Origin of the sequence: Erwinia persicina (assembly GCF_019844095.1) — a bacterium.
GTDB classification, from domain to species: Bacteria; Pseudomonadota; Gammaproteobacteria; order Enterobacterales; family Enterobacteriaceae; genus Erwinia; species Erwinia persicina.
Window position 1 is genome coordinate 1280495 of the sequence record NZ_CP082141.1, and the last position, 18350, is coordinate 1298844.

Annotated in this window: 17 protein-coding genes; 15 read left to right on the forward strand and 2 right to left on the reverse strand. The window is 57.6% G+C overall.

Going from position 1 to position 18350, the window contains the following annotated elements; translation table 11 throughout:
* Positions 1 to 397: 397 nt before the first annotated feature.
* The 7 genes from K6L24_RS05775 (at position 398) to maeB (ending at position 9479) form a co-directional block, all read left to right on the forward strand.
* A complete protein-coding gene (locus K6L24_RS05775; RefSeq protein WP_118663525.1) occupies positions 398 to 1738 on the forward strand; it encodes an MFS transporter in 1341 nt (446 codons plus the stop codon).
* Positions 1735 to 3495 (forward strand): dihydroxyacetone kinase family protein, encoded by a 1761-nt coding sequence (locus K6L24_RS05780; protein ID WP_118663527.1) that lies wholly within the window; start codon positions 1735 to 1737, stop codon positions 3493 to 3495. Before K6L24_RS05775 ends, K6L24_RS05780 begins: the two co-directional genes overlap by 4 nt.
* Complete coding sequence (locus K6L24_RS05785; protein ID WP_280638618.1) at positions 3492 to 4277, forward strand: triose-phosphate isomerase family protein; 786 nt, start codon at positions 3492 to 3494, stop codon at positions 4275 to 4277. Before K6L24_RS05780 ends, K6L24_RS05785 begins: the two co-directional genes overlap by 4 nt.
* Positions 4278 to 5090 (forward strand): sugar phosphate isomerase/epimerase family protein, encoded by an 813-nt coding sequence (locus K6L24_RS05790; RefSeq protein WP_137268759.1) that lies wholly within the window; start codon positions 4278 to 4280, stop codon positions 5088 to 5090. It abuts the gene before it with no gap.
* Positions 5087 to 5944, forward strand: a complete 858-nt coding sequence (locus tag K6L24_RS05795; protein WP_118663531.1) for a phosphogluconate dehydrogenase C-terminal domain-containing protein — start codon at positions 5087 to 5089, stop codon at positions 5942 to 5944. The genes K6L24_RS05790 and K6L24_RS05795 overlap by 4 nt, the downstream gene beginning before the upstream one ends.
* 101 nt (positions 5945 to 6045) lie before the next feature.
* Complete coding sequence (locus tag K6L24_RS05800; RefSeq protein ID WP_062744866.1) at positions 6046 to 7008, forward strand: sugar-binding transcriptional regulator; 963 nt, start codon at positions 6046 to 6048, stop codon at positions 7006 to 7008.
* Positions 7009 to 7199: 191 nt separating this feature from the next.
* A complete protein-coding gene (maeB, locus tag K6L24_RS05805) occupies positions 7200 to 9479 on the forward strand; it encodes an NADP-dependent oxaloacetate-decarboxylating malate dehydrogenase (protein WP_062744868.1) in 2280 nt (759 codons plus the stop codon).
* Positions 9480 to 9512: 33 nt separating this feature from the next.
* On the opposite strand, the gene hemF is transcribed toward maeB, so the two are convergent.
* Together hemF and amiA are read right to left on the reverse strand one after the other, a co-directional pair.
* Entirely contained in the window at positions 9513 to 10421 is a 909-nt protein-coding gene (gene hemF / locus K6L24_RS05810) for an oxygen-dependent coproporphyrinogen oxidase (RefSeq protein ID WP_191934763.1), read from the reverse strand.
* A gap of 105 nt (positions 10422 to 10526) precedes the next feature.
* Positions 10527 to 11399, reverse strand: coding sequence for an N-acetylmuramoyl-L-alanine amidase AmiA (gene amiA / locus K6L24_RS05815; protein WP_222682039.1), 873 nt, complete (start codon positions 11397 to 11399; stop codon positions 10527 to 10529).
* 208 nt (positions 11400 to 11607) lie between these two features.
* Between amiA and K6L24_RS05820 the strand changes: the two genes are divergently transcribed.
* The 8 genes from K6L24_RS05820 to cysA all read left to right on the forward strand — a co-directional run bounded on the left by K6L24_RS05820 (position 11608) and on the right by cysA (position 18291).
* The gene (locus K6L24_RS05820; RefSeq protein ID WP_062744949.1) at positions 11608 to 12033 is read left to right on the forward strand and encodes a GNAT family acetyltransferase; all 426 of its coding nucleotides are present in this window, start codon (positions 11608 to 11610) and stop codon (positions 12031 to 12033) included.
* Entirely contained in the window at positions 12034 to 12489 is a 456-nt protein-coding gene (locus tag K6L24_RS05825) for a DUF2919 domain-containing protein (protein ID WP_240343564.1), read from the forward strand.
* A gap of 69 nt (positions 12490 to 12558) precedes the next feature.
* Positions 12559 to 13182, forward strand: a complete 624-nt coding sequence (locus tag K6L24_RS05830; protein ID WP_222682040.1) for an RpoE-regulated lipoprotein — start codon at positions 12559 to 12561, stop codon at positions 13180 to 13182.
* A 117-nt stretch (positions 13183 to 13299) separates the two neighbouring features.
* Entirely contained in the window at positions 13300 to 14223 is a 924-nt protein-coding gene (locus K6L24_RS05835; protein ID WP_118663542.1) for a Dyp-type peroxidase, read from the forward strand.
* A gap of 265 nt (positions 14224 to 14488) precedes the next feature.
* Positions 14489 to 15502: a sulfate ABC transporter substrate-binding protein gene (locus K6L24_RS05840; protein ID WP_062744881.1), complete on the forward strand. Its 1014-nt coding sequence runs from the start codon at positions 14489 to 14491 to the stop codon at positions 15500 to 15502.
* A gap of 2 nt (positions 15503 to 15504) precedes the next feature.
* Complete coding sequence (gene cysT / locus K6L24_RS05845; RefSeq protein WP_137268834.1) at positions 15505 to 16338, forward strand: sulfate/thiosulfate ABC transporter permease CysT; 834 nt, start codon at positions 15505 to 15507, stop codon at positions 16336 to 16338.
* Positions 16338 to 17213 (forward strand): sulfate/thiosulfate ABC transporter permease CysW, encoded by an 876-nt coding sequence (gene cysW, locus K6L24_RS05850; RefSeq protein ID WP_062744886.1) that lies wholly within the window; start codon positions 16338 to 16340, stop codon positions 17211 to 17213. Before cysT ends, cysW begins: the two co-directional genes overlap by 1 nt.
* Positions 17203 to 18291 (forward strand): sulfate/thiosulfate ABC transporter ATP-binding protein CysA, encoded by a 1089-nt coding sequence (gene cysA, locus K6L24_RS05855; RefSeq protein ID WP_062744889.1) that lies wholly within the window; start codon positions 17203 to 17205, stop codon positions 18289 to 18291. The genes cysW and cysA overlap by 11 nt, the downstream gene beginning before the upstream one ends.
* The last annotated feature ends 59 nt before the right edge of the window (positions 18292 to 18350 follow it).

An 18350-nucleotide genomic window follows, 5' to 3' on the forward strand; every position in this document is an offset into this window, starting at 1 on the left:
AGGGTTACCGGATCGCTTTCAGAGAAGAGGATCCCGGTAACGGTTCAGGATTACCCTACCTCATTTGTGTTCATATGTTCAATCATTGTTCTTTTGTTTTATTCTTTCGTATTATTTTTTCGAGCCTTTTTTCCTTATTCCCTGCGGTTTAGCGTGTTATTGGCCATAAAATGCAAATTTAAAGGTTTTGAGATGCGTCACAGTTTTGGTTTTCCCTGCTGGGAAATGAACATTAATACAGATAGTGTTCATTTGTTCACGCATTGATGCAATGCACAAGAAGACCCACTGAGGACTCAACCATGCGTCAAATCAGCCTTTTACCTACACCAGATCTGGTGTGTTATCGCCAGCGTCATTGTCTCTGTTCTGCTCTCCAGTTCGCCGGAGGTATCGTATGACTGCGCTGAACTCGCAGGCGATTGAAAAATCGGCCATCCGTAAGGTCTCACTGCGGCTGGTGCCCTTTGTGGCCCTGATGTTCTTTATCAACTTCCTTGACCGCACGGCGATCTCTTTTGCCGGGCCTAATGGTATGACACAGGATCTTGGACTGACTGCGGTGCAGTTCGGTCTGGCATCCGGGGTTTTCTTTATCGGTTATATCCTGCTGGAAGTACCAAGTAATCTGGCGCTACACCGCTTTGGCGCGCGGAAATGGCTGGCACGTATCATGGTCAGCTGGGGCATTGTTTCCCTGCTCTTTACGTGGGTGAGCAGTGTTGAGGGGCTGTACACCTTGCGAATGCTGCTGGGGATTGCCGAAGCGGGCTTCTTCCCGGGGGCTATTCTGTTTCTCAGCATGTGGGTACCGGCGAAGCACCGCAGTAAAGTGCTGTCGCTGTTCTATCTTGCCCAGCCGCTGACGGTGGTGCTGGGTGCACCACTGGCCGCAGCACTGATTGAGCAACACGGCCTGTTTGGTCTGTCCGGCTGGCGCGTGATGTTCCTCGGTGTTTCCCTTCCGGCGATTGTCATCGGCATTGTGGCCTGGTTCTATCTGGTGGACTCGCCGCGTGAGGCGAAGTGGCTCAATAAAGAGGAGAAAGCGTGGCTCACCAAGGCGCTGGAAAAAGAGCAGCGTGAAAAAGGCACAACGGCTCATGCCAGTCTGCGTAGCGTGATGACCAATGGCCGCGTCTGGCTGCTCTGTTTGATCTATTTCGGCTTTATCTATGGCCTGTATGCCCTGGCCTTCTTCCTGCCGACCATCATTGCCGGGTTCCAGCAGCAGTTTGGCACCTCGTTCAACGTGATTGAGAAGGGGTTAATCACCGGGGCACCGTATCTGGTAGCTGCCGTAGTGATGTTCTTCTGGTCGCGTGATGCAAGCCGCCGGGGTTGCAAAACCTGGCATATCGCACTGCCTGCCCTGACCGGGGCTGTCAGCGTACCGCTGGCCCTTTATATGGAATCACCGCTGGCGACCATGCTGGTGATATCAGTGACTGCCAGCTCAATCTTTGCCGCGCTGCCTAACTTCTGGACGCTGCCGACACAATTCCTCACCGGGGCTTCTGCCGCCGCCGCGATTGCGTTGATCAACACCCTGGGTAATGTCGCCGGTTTTTCGGCGGGTTACCTCACCGGAATGCTGCATGACGCCACCGGCGGCTACACCGTTTCAATGATGGTAGTGGGCGGCTTCATGCTGCTCTCTGCGCTACTGATGCTGTTACTTAACGCCAGACGTTCTGGATTTCAGTCCAGTCCTGTCCCACAGGAGCCATCCCAATGACTTATCTGTTTAATCAACCCTCAGCCTTTGCCAGTGAACTGATTGAGGGTTTCGTGGCGGCCAACGCCGATAAAGTGCGCCAGGTACCGGGGGGCGTTGTGCGCAGCACCCGAAGCCCTGCGGGATGTGTTGCGGTGGTGATTGGCGGCGGTTCTGGCCACTATCCGGCCTTTTCAGGTCTGGTCGGGCAGGGTATGGCGCACGGGGCGGCGATGGGAAACCTGTTTGCTTCCCCCTCGGCTCAACAAATCTACAATGTGGCCCGTGCGGCCGATAACGGCGGCGGCGTCCTGCTGGCTTTTGGTAATTATGCGGGAGATGTGCTGCATTTTGGCCAGGCCTGTGAACGGCTGAAAGCGGAAGGTATTGACTGCGAACTGCTGGCCGTGACAGATGATATTTCCAGCGCGGCGCTGTCGGAACGTGAAAAACGGCGTGGTGTGGCGGGCGATCTTGCGGTGTTCAAAGTCGCCGCTGCGGCGGCCGAGGCGGGTTATTCGCTGGCAGAGGTAGCCCGTCTGGCTCGTTATGCTAATCACCGTACCCGTTCACTGGGCGTGGCGTTCTCGGGCTGTACGCTGCCGGGAGCCACTCAACCGCTGTTCAGCGTGGCACACGGCACCATGGCCCTGGGGATGGGTATCCACGGCGAACCGGGTATCCGCGAATGTGATATCCCGGCAGCCGATTCGCTGGCAGAGCTGTTCGTCAGCAGCCTGATGAAAGAGTGCCCGGAAGAGATTAGCCAGCGCCAGGGGCAGCGCGTGGCACCGATCCTGAACGGACTGGGGTCGGTAAAATATGAAGAGCTGTTTGTTGTCTATCGCCGTGTGGCCCAGCTTCTGACTGCTGAAGGGCTGGTGGTCGTGGAGCCGGAGGTGGGCGAGTTTGTCACCAGTTTTAATATGGCGGGGGCCTCACTGACGCTGCTGTGGCTGGATGATGAGCTTGAAACACTGTGGCGCGCCCCGGCCAATGCCCCGGCGTTTCGTAAAGGCAGCGTACTGAAAGCAGAGCCGCTGGATGCCGCCGCTCAGAACCTACCGGAGGTGGATATTGTTCCGGTCGCCAGTGCGGCTTCCAGGCAGGCATCCCGCTGTGTGCTGTCCGTGATCACGGCTATCGCGGAAGTGATTGAAGAGCACGCCGCTGAACTGGGGCGCATCGATGCGGTCGCCGGCGACGGCGACCACGGTATTGGCATGGTGCGTGGATCGTTGGGGGCGCTGGAAAAAGCGCGCGAGATGCAGCAGCGGCAGGCCGGGGCGGGAACACTGCTCTGCCGTGCCGCCGATGCCTGGGCTGATCAGGCTGGCGGTACCTCTGGCGCACTGTGGGGCGTATTGCTGACAGCAATCGGTACAGCGCTGGGCGATGAGACATCACCCGATGCCCGGCGCGTGGCGCTGGGCGTCCGGCACGCTAAAGAGGGCATTATGCACTTTGGTAAAGCGAAGCCAGGGGACAAAACCATGGTCGATGTGCTGGTGCCGTTCAGCGACCGTCTGACGGAACGGGTCGCGGCGGGAGACACGCTAACCGATGCCTGGGCTGTAGCTTCACGGCAGGCCACACAAAGCGCCAGCGAGACCGCGCAACTGCTGCCGAAAATGGGCCGGGCACGTCCGTTGGCTGAGAAAAGCCTCGGGACACCGGATGCCGGGGCCGTCTCACTGGCGCTCATCGTCAATAAGGTACTGCGAGTGCTCGAGGCCTGTGCGCCGGCGAAGCCAGCACTTCAGGAGGCCAGCCAGTGAGCGCGCGTATCATCCTCGGTGTCAGCCTGAAAATGTATTTCGGCTATCAGCAAACGCTCACCTGGAGCCAGCAGGTGGCTGAAATTGCCCGTCAGCATCCGGCGATTGTCAGTGGTGACGTGGCGCTGTTTGTACTGCCCGCTTTCCCCGCGATCCCGGCGATAAAACAGATTTTTGCCAATACGGAGGTCAGCGTTGGGGCACAGGATCTCGCCTGGGAAGACGGGGGGGCCTGGACTGGCGAGGTCAGCGGTCCGATGCTGGCGGAAATTGGCTGTCGTTATGTAGAAGTGGGCCACGCAGAACGTCGCCGTCATTTTGCTGAAGATGAGGATCAGGTGGCAAAAAAACTGGCAGCTGCGCTGCGCAACGGTCTGACCCCGGTACTGTGTCTGGGTGAGGAGCAGCATCTCAGTAGTGAGCAGGCGATTGACTTTTGCCGCCAGCAGATAACGTCAGCACTCAGTCAGGCACGTCAACAGCAGCTGCGTGGGGAGGTGATTCTGGCCTGGGAACCGCAGTGGGCTATTGGTGCCCCATCACCGGCCCCGGATGCCTTTATTGGCGAGGTCTGCACGGGCTTACGTCAGCTCAGCGAACCTGGAGAGATCGGTTTTCGTGTGATTTACGGAGGTAGCGCCGGGCCGGGTTTATTGAACCGGCTGGGCCATCAGGTCAGTGGTTTATTCCTCGGGCGCTTTGCCCACCGGCCTGACGCCCTGGCGGAAATCATTGATGAGGCGGCCTCACTGGCCCGCAGCACACCACGACAGGAGGCATAAATGGCTATTGGTTTAAGTACCTACGCATTTTTCTGGCGTGCCTCTGAACGGGTAGCGGCCCCCATGACTCTGGCGCAGATGCTGGAAAAAACGGCCTCAATGGGCGTGACGTTGTTTCAGATTTGCGACTATCCGCAGATTGAAACCTGGAGCGATGCCGAACTGGATACCCTCCGCCAGCAGGCTGAGGCGCTCGGCATTGAGCTGGAACTCGGCACACGCGGTCTGCAAACCGTTCACTTACAGCGTTATTTGCACATCGCACAGGTGTTACAGGTATCGCTAATCCGCTCAATGTTTAACAGCGTCAGCCACCGTCCGACGCTGACTGAAGCCGCCGGGCTGATCGAGACTATTCTGCCGCAGTTTGAACGCCAGCAAGTGAGGCTGTGTCTGGAAACGTACGAACAGGTGAATAGCGTGCAGATGATGTCTGTGATTGATCGTTTTTCTTCTGGTTTCCTCGGTGTTTGCCTTGACCCGGCCAATTGCGTAGCGGCGCTGGAGCTCCCGCAACAGGTGATTGCCCATACCGCACATCGGGTGCTTAACCTGCATATCAAAGATTTTGCCTTTACCCGTCAGGAGGGCTGGGTGGGGTTTACGCTGACCGGCTGCCCGCTGGGAGAAGGGCTGCTTGACTACGACCTGCTCATGGCCCGGGTGCGCCCGGCCGAGCGCGGCATTAACCAGATCGTCGAACACTGGCTACCGTGGCAGCAGGATGCTGAAAGCACCTGCCAGCGCGAAGCTGAGTGGACGCAACAGAGCGTTGACTTTTTACGTCACAAACACCTTCAGGAGTCACTATGAGCACAGTATTAAGCACGATCACCGTGATTGGCGCAGGCGGAAAGATGGGCATGCGTATTTCAGCGAATTTGCAGCGCAGCCACTATCAGGTGTTTTACTGTGAGAGCGCACCGAAAGCGCAGGCGCAGGTCACGGAGCAGGGGCGTGAGCTTTCCAGCGCTGAATCCGTAGTGCCACACAGCGACGTTGTTATCCTTGCGGTACCGGACATTGTCTTAGGCAAAGTCTCTGAAGGCATTGTGCCGTTGATGAAAGCCGGGGCCACCCTGTTGACGCTGGATCCGGCGGCAGCCTATGCCAATCTGATTGCGCTGCGTGACGGTATTCATTACGCCGTGGCACACCCATGCCATCCTTCTGTGTTTCTCGACCGCTACACAAAAGAAGAGCATGCGGATGCGTTCGGCGGTGTTGCCGCTATTCAGCATGTGGCGGCCTCATTCGAGAGCGGCAGCGACGCGCAGAAAGCGGAGCTGAGTAAGGTGATCGGCGTGATGTACGGCCCGGTTGAGCAGGTTCACTGGGTTACCGTAAAACAGCTGGCCTACCTGGAGCCTACGCTGGTGGAAACCGTCGCCTGCATGGTCGGTTCCTTTATGAAAGAAGCGCTGGATGAGACGGTAAAACACTCGGGCGTACCGGAAGAGGCAGCCAAAGCGATGCTGTACGGGCATATCCAGATTGCTCTGGCCGTTGCATTCCGTGCCACTAACCCCTTCTCGGATGCCTGTATGATTGCGATGGAGTATGGCCGCGAGAAGATCATTAAGCCGGACTGGAAACAGATTTTCGATGAGAAAGAACTGGATCTCGTCATTGCGCGAATGCTCAAAATCGACGCGATCCGTCGTTAATCCTCTGTCGGATGGCATAAAATGGTATAAATTGTTGCCTGAGGCGCGATGGTATCCATCGCGCCCGTCACTGAAACCGATGAGAAGAGACGACTGCCCGGATGGAAAAAAACACGCTATCTCAGGACACTGAATTGCTGACGGAAATTGCCGTCGCATACTATCAGGACGAAATCACCCAGGAAGAGATTGCGCGTAAATTTGGTATCTCCCGTATCAAAGTGGGGCGCTTGTTAAAGCGGGCCAAAGAAGAGGGCATCGTTGAAATCAACGTGCGTTATCACCCGGTGTTCAGCACCCGGCTGGAACAACAGCTGCTTGAGCGCTTTCCCTTACAGCGGGCGCTGATTGCGCTTGACCATCATGACGATGATGAACAGCGGCGACAGGTGGCCGCGCTGGTGGCGATGCATCTGTCACAATCGCTGAAGGATAATGCGGTGGTGGCCGTGGGGCAGGGGCGTAACGTTGCGGCTGTCGCTGACCATCCTGGCAGTGTCCCCACGCGCAATTGCCATTTTATCAGCGGGATTGGCGGAACCCATCGTCCCGGGGATGCCATCAATGCCGATCATATCAGTCGCCGTCTGGCGAAGAAGTTTGGCGGTATCAGTGAAACGCTTTATGCCCCGGCCTACGTTGAGAACCGGGCGCTGAAAGAAGCCTTTATGCAAAACGGCACGATCAAAGAGACGCTCGACCGCGCACGCAAGGCCGACGTGGCGCTGGTGGGCATCGGCGATATGAATGAAAACAGCTACATGGTTAAGCTCGGCTGGTTCACCCCCCACGAAATTATCGATGCCAGTCTGAATCAGGGGGTGATTGGTGATGTGGCGGGTTATGACTTCTTTAATGCCCAGGGCCAGCATGTGGATACGGTCATGAACGACCGGGTCATTGGTCTGAGCATCGACGAGCTGCGCAAAATTCCCTGCGTGATAGCCATTGCGTCGGAGAACACCAAAGCCATGGCGCTGCTGGGCGCGTTGCGCACCGGGGCCATTGATATGATTGCCACCACGGCGCAGAACATCCGCACGCTGTTGAGTATGACCAAATAAAGATATGGTGGGCTGACCCTGAATGAAGGTCAGCCCCTGCATTCCAAGCGGGATATGCCTTTTTCCGGTCGTCCCGTGTCGATGAGCCCATCCCGTTTTCTTCCCCAAACTATGCACTCCCTCAAGTTTTTCACCCGTCCGGCCCTCCTATACTGAGCAGTTGTACCCCTACATAAAAAAGGATCCTGCTAATGGACGATCAGTTAAAACAGAGTGCGCTCGATTTTCATCAATTCCCGGTTCCCGGAAAAATTCAGGTTTCCCCTACCAAGCCCCTTGCCACCCAGCGCGATCTGGCGCTGGCCTATTCTCCCGGCGTCGCCGCGCCGTGTCTGGAGATCGCTGCCGATCCTTCGGCAGCTGATAAGTACACCGCCCGCGCCAATCTGGTCGCCGTCATCTCCAACGGGACGGCCGTGCTGGGGCTGGGAAACATCGGTGCGCTGGCCAGTAAACCGGTGATGGAAGGGAAAGGGGTGCTGTTCAAGAAATTTGCCGGTATCGACGTGTTTGATATTGAAGTGGATGAGCTGGATCCGGATAAACTGATCGAGGTGGTCGCGGCGCTGGAGCCGACCTTTGGCGGCATCAACCTGGAGGATATCAAAGCCCCCGAGTGTTTTTATATTGAGAAGAAGCTGCGCGAGCGGATGAATATCCCGGTGTTTCACGACGACCAGCACGGTACCGCGATCATCTGTACCGCCGCCGTGATGAACGGCCTGCGGGTGGTGAAAAAAAGTATTTCCGACGTGCGGCTGGTGGTCTCAGGGGCCGGGGCATCGGCAATCGCCTGCCTCAATCTGCTGGTGGCGCTGGGTATGCAGAAGCACAATATCGTGGTCTGCGACTCTAAAGGGGTGATTTACCAGGGGCGTGAAACGCCGATGGCAGAGACCAAGGCGGCCTATGCGGTGGCTGACAGCGGCAGGCGCACCCTGCTGGAAGTGATTGAAGGAGCGGATATTTTCCTGGGCTGCTCCGGGCCGAAGGTGATGACGCAGGAGATGGTGAAAAGCATGGCGCGCGACCCGCTGATCCTCGCGCTGGCCAACCCGGAGCCGGAAATCCTGCCGCCGCTGGCGAAAGAAGTCCGCCCAGATGCCATTATCTGCACCGGCCGTTCTGACTTCCCTAACCAGGTGAATAACGTGCTGTGCTTCCCGTTTATTTTCCGGGGGGCGCTGGACGTCGGGGCAACCGCCATCAATGAAGAGATGAAGCTGGCGGCGGTGCATGCTATCGCCGAGCTGGCGCTGGCAGAGCAGAGCGATGTGGTAGCCTCGGCCTATGACGATCAGGAGCTGTCGTTTGGCCCGGACTATCTGATCCCCAAACCATTCGACCCGCGTCTGATCGTGCAGATCGCGCCGGCGGTGGCGAAGGCAGCGATGGACTCCGGTGTGGCGCGGCGGCCCATTGCCGACTTTGATGCCTACCGCGAAAAGCTGATGGAGTTCGTTTACAAAACCAATCTGTTTATGAAGCCGGTGTTCTCGCAGGCGCGAAAAGATCCGAAGCGCGTGGTGCTGGCCGAAGGGGAGGAGGCGCGCGTCCTGCACGCCACCCAGGAACTGGTGACGCTGGGGCTGGCAAAACCGATCCTGATCGGCCGCCCGAGCGTTATCGAGATGCGCCTGCAGAAGCTGGGGCTGAAAATTGAGGCCGGTAAAGATTTTGACGTGGTGAATAACGAATCCGATCCCCGTTTTAAAGAATACTGGAACGAGTATTACCAGATCATGAAGCGGCGCGGCGTATCCCCCCAGCAGGCGCAGCGCGATGTGATTGGTAATCCGACCCTGATCGGGGCGATTATGGTTCACCGGGGGGAGGCGGATGCACTGATCTGCGGTACCGTCGGGGATTACCGCCAGCATTACGACATTGTTGAAAAGCTGTTTGGCTTCCGCCCGGATGTCAAAGTGGCCGGCGCGATGAACGCGCTGGAACTGCCGAGCGGCAATACCTTCATTGCCGATACCTACGTTAACGAAGATCCCACGCCGGAACAGCTGGCCGAACTGACGCTGATGGCCGCCGAAACGGTACGTCGTTTTGGTATCGAGCCGAAGGTCGCCTTACTTTCTCACTCCAGCTTTGGCGCATCAGATGCCCCGGCTGCACGCAAAATGCGCGATACGCTGGCGCTGGTCAAAGCACGGGCACCTGACCTGGAAATTGACGGAGAGATGCATGGCGATGCCGCGCTGGTTGAAAGCATCCGCCAGGATTTGATGCCGGACAGCCCGCTAAAAGGGTCGGCAAATATCCTGATTATGCCGAACGTGGAAGCCGCACGCATCAGCTACAACCTGCTGCGTGTCTCCTGCTCAGACGGGGTGACGGTCGGGCCGGTACTGATGGGGATGGCGAAGCCGGTACATGTGCTGACCCCCATCTCATCGGTCAGACGCATCGTCAATATGGTCGCGCTGGCAGTCGTAGAGGCACAGACGGCACCGCTGTAAGTCAAAACGCCGGGCAATCTGCCCGGCGTTGGTTTAAATCCACGCCTTAACTGGCAGGAAGTCGCGATAAAGTGCGGCTTCCGGGCTGCCTTCTTCCGGGTGATAGTCATATTCCCAGCGCACCAGCGGCGGCATCGACATCAGAATCGACTCGGTACGTCCACCGGTTTGCAGGCCGAACAGCGTGCCGCGATCCCATACCAGATTAAACTCGACGTAGCGGCCCCGACGATACAGCTGGAAGTCGCGCTCACGTTCACCCCAGGTGAGGGTTTTACGGCGCTCAACAATCGGCAGATAAGCGTCGGTAAAGCCGTTTCCTACCGCCTGCATAAAGCGGAAGCTCTGGTCAAAGTCAGGCGTATTCAGGTCGTCAAAGAACAGCCCGCCAATGCCACGCTGCTCGTTGCGATGTTTCAGGTGGAAATAGTCATCGCACCATTTTTTATAGCGCGGATAGACATCCTGGCCAAACGGCTGACAGAGATCGGCGGCAGTCTGATGCCAGTGAATGGCATCCTCTTCGAAGCCGTAATACGGCGTCATATCAAAGCCACCGCCGAACCACCACACCGGATCCGCACCCGGTTTTTCAGCAATAAAGAAACGCACGTTGGCGTGGCTGGTCGGAATGTACGGGTTCTCGGGGTGGATCACCAGCGACACGCCCAGCGCCTCAAAGCTGCGACCGGCCAGCTCGGGACGGTGCGCGGTGGCAGAGGCGGGCATGGCGTCGCCGTGGACATGGGAGAAGTTGACGCCCGCCTGCTCGAACACCCGGCCCTGGCGCAGCACGCGGCTGCGTCCGCCGCCGCCGCCCGGGCGCTCCCAGCTGTCTTCGGCAAACTGGGCTTCGCCATCGGCCTGCGCCAGCTTGCGACAGATGTCATCCTGAAGGTTGAGCAAAAACTGTTTTACCTGGGCGATATCCGGTGCGTTCATAAAAAAATCCTGTGACTAAAAGACGCGGGGATTATATACCCAAAAGAATTCGAGTGGCAGCCAGCGTATCAGCGGCCTGGCGTCTCCCGGTTTTACCCTGTTCATTCAGCCCATACGCCGGGTGGCATCGTACTCGTCAAAAAAGCTGACGATACCGTCGGCAATCGCCCCGGCAATCTTCTGACGAAAAGCCGTGGTGCCGAGCAGTTTTTCTTCGGCGGGGTTGGTAATGAAGGAGGTTTCCACCAGCACTGACGGGATCGAGGGGGATTTCAGCACCGCGAATGCGGCCTGTTCAGTATGCTGGCTGTGCAGATGATGAACCGGGCGAATCTGTCCCAGCACGTGTTTGCCGAGGATCAGACTGTTTTTAATAGTATCGGTCTGCACCAGGTCAAACAGCACCTGTTGCAGATAGTGATCCTTAGCCGCCGCCCTGACGCCGCCCACCTCATCGGCCGCATTTTCCCGCTGCGAAAGATAGCGGGCCATGGTGCTGCTGGCGCCACGATTGGACAGAGCAAAGACGGAGGCACCGTTGGCGGTCGGGCTGGTAAAGCCGTCAGCATGCACCGACATAAACAGATCGGCCCCGTGCTGATGGGCAATTTCCACGCGTTCACCCAGCGGAATAAAGTGGTCGCTTTCCCGCGTCAGGCGAACCTCAATACGGGGGTGTTCGCTGAGCAGGTGACGGATGTGCTGAGCAATCTCCAGAACCACATGTTTCTCTTCTGATCCCTCATGACCCACCGCGCCGGAATCAATGCCGCCGTGACCCGGATCAATCATCACGATGCGTTTACCGCTGGCGGGACGTGGCGGCGGCGGACTGGATTGCTTATGCGGGCGTATGCGCAGGGTCGCGTCCTCCTCTGCGGCCCGCGCCGGGCCACTGGTCAGCAGCGCAAGTGCCAGGCCGGAAAGCAATAGCTGGCGGCGGGTGGTCAGCGGCGTCAGGTGGGTTAATTTTTTCATGGCAGATCCTGGGGGCAAAAAGTGCTTATTGTTATATCGTAACAACGGGTCGGCGGCGAGGAGGGAACTATTGCAGGCTTTTTCCATGTATTTCAGGACAATAATCCCTCTTCCTGCGTTTTTTTTCTGCCAGGCGGGCGAACGGACTTGCACCCGCAGAAGAATGCGTGATAATCAGCAAATTATGCTTAACCACAGGGCAAACTCCATGGAAATCCGCGCATTCCGGCAAGATGATTTTGAAGAAGTAATGACGCTTTGGGAGCGTTGCGATTTGTTACGGCCATGGAACGATCCCGAAATGGATATCGAGCGCAAGCTGAACCACGATCCGGACCTTTTCATGGTCGCGGTGGTGGGCGGGGAAATCGTCGGCACGCTGATGGGCGGATACGACGGGCATCGCGGGTCGGCCTACTACCTGGGCGTGCATCCTGATTATCAGGGGCGTGGCTTTGCTAATGCACTGATTAATCGCCTGGAGAAAAAACTGATTGCCCGGGGCTGTCCGAAGATCAACGTGATGGTGCGGGAAGAGAACGATGCCGTCATCGGGTTCTACGAAAAGCTGGAGTATGAAACGCAGGACAGCCAGCTGTTAGGCAAGCGCCTGATTGAAGACCGCGAGTACTGAGTGACGACGTTGTCCTATTCCCCTGATGATTACGATGCGAAAGGCCAGCTGCGCCTGCCGCTAAGCTTTTGGGCCATCCTGCTGTTGCAGGCCCGCACCTGGGTGCTGTTTGTGATAGCCGGAGCATCGCGGCAGCAGGGTTCAGACCTGCTGGCACTGTTTTACCCGGATAACCACACGTTCTGGCTGGGGCTGGTTTTCGGGATCCCGGCGGCTGTCGGGTTGTTGCTGACTGGCTACCGGCAGCGCCTGCCGCGCCTGTGGCAGGCATGGCGCTGGGTACTGGTGCTGACGCTGGTGATCACCCTGATTGCGCAGCTGGTGATGCAGTGGCAGGAGGAGGACCCGACGACCGAACTGCTGCTGCTGGTGAGCTTTGCGGATGGTCTGGCGCTGATGGCGCTGCTTTTTTATCGCCGGCTGTCAGACTGCTTCGATCCGGCTAAAAATCATTAAATAAAACTTTTTTGCCTGCCGGCACTCCAAGCAGGTAAGCAAGGACCCTGTTCATCCACTGGAGTTGTCATGAAAACTATTCGCCCGGCGCTGTTGATCGCCACATTACTTCTGGCTGGCTGTGCCGGTTCCTCTTCTGAAGCGCCACGCAGCGACTCATCCTCCACCTGGTGGAACCCGATCTCCTGGTCCTGGTCCAGCCTGTCACCGACGCACTGGTTTGGCTCTTCGCTGACCCTCTCGGAACGTGGTCTGGGTGAGGTCAACAGCACTACCCTGATGCAGCACGACGTGCTGAACGATGCCCTGGGTAATAATTATCACCTGCGGCAGGGGATGCGCACCACTGACGGGACGATTGAGCACTTCTGGCAGGGCGTGGACAGTGAGAAGCAACAAAAAGTAGAGCTGACAGGGGACACCACCGTTAACCGTATCGACGTGACGGACAGCGATGTCACCACCGAAAACGGCGTCAGGCTCGGCACGAAATTCAGTGAGCTGTACAGTAAAGCCTTTGGCGCCTGTGAGAAAGGTCATGGTGCGGACAGTGACGGTGTGGAGTGTAAAGCCCCTGGCAGCCAGCACATCAGCTTTGTATTCAGCGGTGACTGGCACGGCCCACAGGGTCTGATGCCGTCTGATGACACGCTGAAAGCGTGGACGTTGAGCAAAATGATTTGGCGGCGCTAGCGCGCGGCATGTAAAGACCACAGAAAACATGCGTTTGAACACACTCCTGGCGGTGGGTTGAGGTATCCTGTTCTGAAAAATCGATCGGAACTTACCTGATTGCCAGGAGAATGCAGCATGTCCCCTTTCCAGAGCGGTATTTTATTAGAACACCGCCGTTTTGCTATCTATCTTGAAGCCATGGCCACAGGCGATCTTGCCGCTGTGCGCGACGGCAGCCATCGTTTTCTGCAACAGCTGGAAGCGCTGCAACAGCGCTATCCTGATGCCGGGCTGGGAGCTGTTTTAGCCTTTGGTCAGGCCCTGTGGAATGACCTCTGCCCGGGCCATTGCTGTGCTGAACTGAAAGACTTTCAGCCGCTGGGTAAAGGGATGGCACCGGCCACCCAGCGCGACCTGCTGATCCATATTCAGTCGCTACGCCATGACGTGAACTTCAGCCTGGCGCAGGCCGCCCTGGCGGCGTTTGGCGGTGCCATCCGCATTGTGGAAGAAACCCACGGCTTTCGCTGGACGGAAGATCGTGACCTGAGTGGTTTTGTCGATGGCACAGAAAACCCGCAGGGCGGGCAGCGCGAGACGGTGGCGATTATTGCCAGCGGCGACAATGCCGGAGGAAGTTATGTCTTCAGCCAGCGCTGGCAGCATAATCTGGTGATGTTTAACCGCCTTCCGGTGGCGAAGCAGGAGCAGATAATAGGCCGTACCAAAGAGAGTAATGAAGAGCTGGAAGGCGACGCGCGTCCGGCAACGTCGCATGTGGCGCGTGTCGATCTGAAAGAAGACGGCAGAGGGCTGAAAATTCTGCGCCAGAGCCTGCCCTATGGCACGGCCAGCGGCACCCACGGCCTGTTTTTTCTCGCCTACTGCGCCACGCTGCATAATATTGAACAGCAGTTGTTAAGTATGTTTGGCGAAACCGACGGTAAATTTGATGCCATGCTGCGGTTTACCAAACCGGTCAGCGGCAGTTATTTTTATGCCCCGTCACTGGCGCAGCTTGCCGCACTGTCATTCAGCACCGGGTCGACCTCTGCGTAGGCCGACCACCACGCAGCATCCCGGCAGGGGCGGGCCTTTTTCCTGCCCGCCCCGTGTGCAGGGGAAGCGCCAGCCGTGATGCAGACCTTTCTCCGACGGTTAAGCTTTTTATCCCGCCCGCTGCATATTCAATTCCACACCCTTATAGCGTTTTCTGCTTGCAAAGCACCAAACGGTATATAAAACCGTTACAGCTTTTACCCTGGTTATAAATAAACTGAACAGACTTCAGGCCGGTGAGCCGGTGATTCTCTCAGGGTGCATAATGACGTTACCAACGGTAAAAAAATTCGTATCAGCCTCCGCGCTGGCGTTACTGCTGAGTTCCGGCGCGCAGGCCACTGAGCTGTTAAACAGCTCGTATGACGTCTCGCGCGAGCTGTTTACCGCCCTGAACGCACCGTTTGAACAGCAGTGGGCGCAGCAACATCCCGGCGACACGCTGACCATTAAGCAGTCGCATGCCGGATCATCGAAACAGGCGCTGGCTATTCTGCAGGGGCTGAAAGCCGACGTGGTGACCTATAACCAGGTGACCGATGTCCAGGTATTGCATGATAAAGGCAAGCTGATCCCGGCCGACTGGCAGCAGCGCCTGCCAAATGCCAGTTCACCGTTCTACTCCACCATGGCGTTCCTGGTGCGCAAGGGTAACCCGAAGAACATCCATGACTGGAGCGATTTGGTACGTGACGATGTGAAACTGATTTTCCCGAATCCCAAAACCTCAGGCAATGCCCGCTATACCTATCTGGCAGCCTGGGGCGCCTTCGACCGCGCCGATGGTAAAGATAAGGCGAAAACGGAACAGCAGATGACGCAGTTTCTGAAAAACGTTGAAGTCTTTGATACCGGCGGGCGCGGGGCCACCACGACGTTTGTCGAGCGCGGCCTGGGCGATGTGCTGATCAGCTTTGAGTCGGAGGTGAATACCATCCGTCAGCAGTACGCCAAAGACGGCTATGAAGTGATCGTGCCAAAAACCAATATCCTGGCCGAGTTTCCGGTGGCCTGGGTGGATAAAAATGTCGCCAGTAACCACACCGAAGAGGCTGCTAAGGCCTATCTGAATTATCTCTATACTCCGGCTGCGCAGCAAATTATCACCCAGTTCTACTATCGGGTAAACAACCCGAAGATGATGGCACAGCAGAAAGATCGTTTTCCTCAGACGGAGCTGTTCCGCGTGGACGATGAGTTTGGCAGCTGGGATCAGGTGATGAAAACCCATTTCGTCAGCGGTGGCGAACTGGATAAGTTGTTAGCGGCGGGGCGGTAGTGATGTTTTCAGCAAGCAGTAAACGTGTTCTGCCCGGGTTTGGTATCAGCCTGGGCAGCAGCCTTTTCTTCACCTGTCTGATTCTGCTGCTGCCGATCAGCGCGCTGCTGATGCAGTTGTCGCAGATGACCCTGGCACAGTACTGGGAGGTGGTCACTAATCCACAGGTTATGGCCGCCTATGAGGTGACGCTGCTGGCGGCAGGGGTGGCTTCTGTCTTTAATGCGGTATTCGGGATGCTGATGGCCTGGATCCTGACGCGTTATCGCTTTCCGGGGCGTACGTTACTTGATGGCCTGATGGACCTGCCGTTTGCACTGCCGACGGCGGTAGCCGGCCTGACGCTGGCGGGTCTGTTCTCGGTGAACGGCTGGTACGGCGAATGGCTGGCCCAGTTTGGCATCAAAGTCTCCTATACCTGGCTGGGTATTGCCGTCGCGATGGCCTTTACCAGCATTCCTTTTGTGGTTCGCACCGTCCAGCCGGTACTGGAAGAGCTGGGGCCGGAATATGAAGAGGCGGCTGAAACCCTGGGGGCAACGCCGTGGCAGAGCTTCCGCCGCGTGATCCTGCCGGAAGTCGGCCCGGCGCTGCTGGCCGGAACGGCGCTGTCGTTTACCCGCAGCCTGGGCGAGTTTGGCGCGGTGATTTTTATTGCCGGGAATATTGCCTGGAAGACGGAAGTGACCTCGCTGATGATTTTCGTGCGCCTGCAGGAGTTTGACTATCCGGCGGCCAGTGCGATCGCCTCGGTGATCCTGGCCGCTTCCCTGCTGCTCCTGTTTGCGATAAATACCCTACAGAGCCGCTTTGGCCGTCGTATTGGAGGTCACTAATGGCTGATGTTACCGATTTGCGGGGCAGCGGGCGCGCCCGAGTTCAGTGGGGAAAATGGCTGCTGATTGGCCTTGGGATGCTGATCTCCCTGCTGCTGCTGGTGATCCCCCTGGTGGCGATTTTCACCGCAGCTCTCTCTGAAGGGTTGATGGCCACCTTCGCCAACCTGGGCGATTCAGATATGTTGCACTCCATCTGGCTGACCGTGCTGATCGCGCTGATTACGGTGCCGGTTAACCTGGTGTTTGGTACGCTGCTGGCCTGGCTGGTCACGCGCTTTACCTTTCCCGGGCGTCAGCTGCTGCTGACGCTGTTTGATATTCCTTTCGCCGTGTCGCCGGTGGTGGCGGGCCTGATGTACCTGCTGTTCTGGGGCGTCAACGGGTCTGCCGGGGGCTGGCTGGATGCGCACAATATCCAGCTGATGTTCTCGTGGCCGGGAATGGCGATGGTGACCATTTTCGTCACCTGTCCGTTTGTTGTGCGGGAACTGGTGCCGGTGATGTTAAGTCAGGGCAGCCACGAGGATGAAGCCGCCGTTCTGCTGGGGGCGTCGGGCTGGAAGATGTTCTGGCGCGTGACGTTACCCAATATCCGCTGGGCGCTGCTGTACGGCATCGTCCTGACTAATGCCCGCGCCATCGGTGAGTTTGGTGCCGTATCGGTGGTGTCCGGATCGATTCGCGGTGAAACCTATACGCTGCCGTTGCAGGTTGAACTGCTGCATCAGGATTACAACACCGTCGGGGCCTTTACCGCCGCTGCGTTGCTGACCCTGATGGCCATCGTCACGTTGTTTTTAAAGAGTGCAGTGCAGTGGCGGTTAGAGAGCCAGAGCAAGCGTCTGCAACAGGAGGGGAACCATGAGCATTGAAATCAGTCGTATCAATAAATCCTTCGGCAGGACCAAAGTCCTGAACGATATTTCTCTGGATATCCCTTCCGGACAAATGGTCGCGCTGCTGGGGCCATCCGGTTCCGGGAAAACCACGCTGCTGCGTATTATCGCCGGGCTGGAAAACCAGAACAGCGGACGCCTGAGCTTCCACGGTAAGGATGTGAGCCGGGTTCATGCCCGTGACCGTCAGGTGGGATTTGTTTTTCAGCACTATGCGCTGTTCCGCCATATGACCGTTTTCGACAATATTGCCTTTGGCCTGACGGTGCTGCCACGGCGCGAACGGCCCTCTTCCGCTGAGATTAAACAGAAGGTGACGCGCCTGCTGGAGATGGTACAGCTGGGCCATCTGGCGGGCCGTTTCCCGGCACAGCTTTCCGGTGGACAGAAGCAGCGTGTTGCCCTGGCGCGTGCGCTGGCGGTAGAACCGCAGATCCTGCTGCTGGATGAACCTTTTGGCGCGCTGGATGCTCAGGTGCGAAAAGAGCTGCGCCGCTGGCTGCGTCAGCTGCATGAAGAGCTGAAATTTACCAGCGTGTTTGTCACCCACGATCAGGAAGAGGCGATGGAAGTCGCTGATCGCGTCGTGGTGATGAGCCAGGGGAATATAGAACAGGTCGGTACCCCGGATGATGTCTGGCGCGATCCGGCCACCCGCTTTGTACTGGAGTTCCTGGGCGAGGTGAACCGCTTTGATGGGGAAGTGCATGGCTCCCAGTTCCACGTCGGTGCCCATCACTGGCCGCTGGGTTATGCCCCGGCGCATCAGGGCGCGGTGGAACTGTTCCTGCGGCCGTGGGAAATTGACGTCAGCCGTCAGAGCAGCCTTGAAACGCCGCTGCCTGCGCAGGTGCTGGAAGTCAGCCCGCGCGGTCACTACTGGCAGCTGGTGGTGGTGCCCGCCGACTGGAGCGGAGAGCCGGTGACGGTGGTGATGGACGGTGACCAGGTGGCACCCATCCGGGGCGAACGTCTGTTCCTGGGTCTGCAACATGCCCGCCTCTACAACGGGACAACGCCATTACGGCCTGTTGCCTTTGCGCAAAGTGCCTGATATTTTTCTCTGACAGTATTTTGCCAACAAGGGGTCGGGTTTTCCGGCCCTTTGCCATT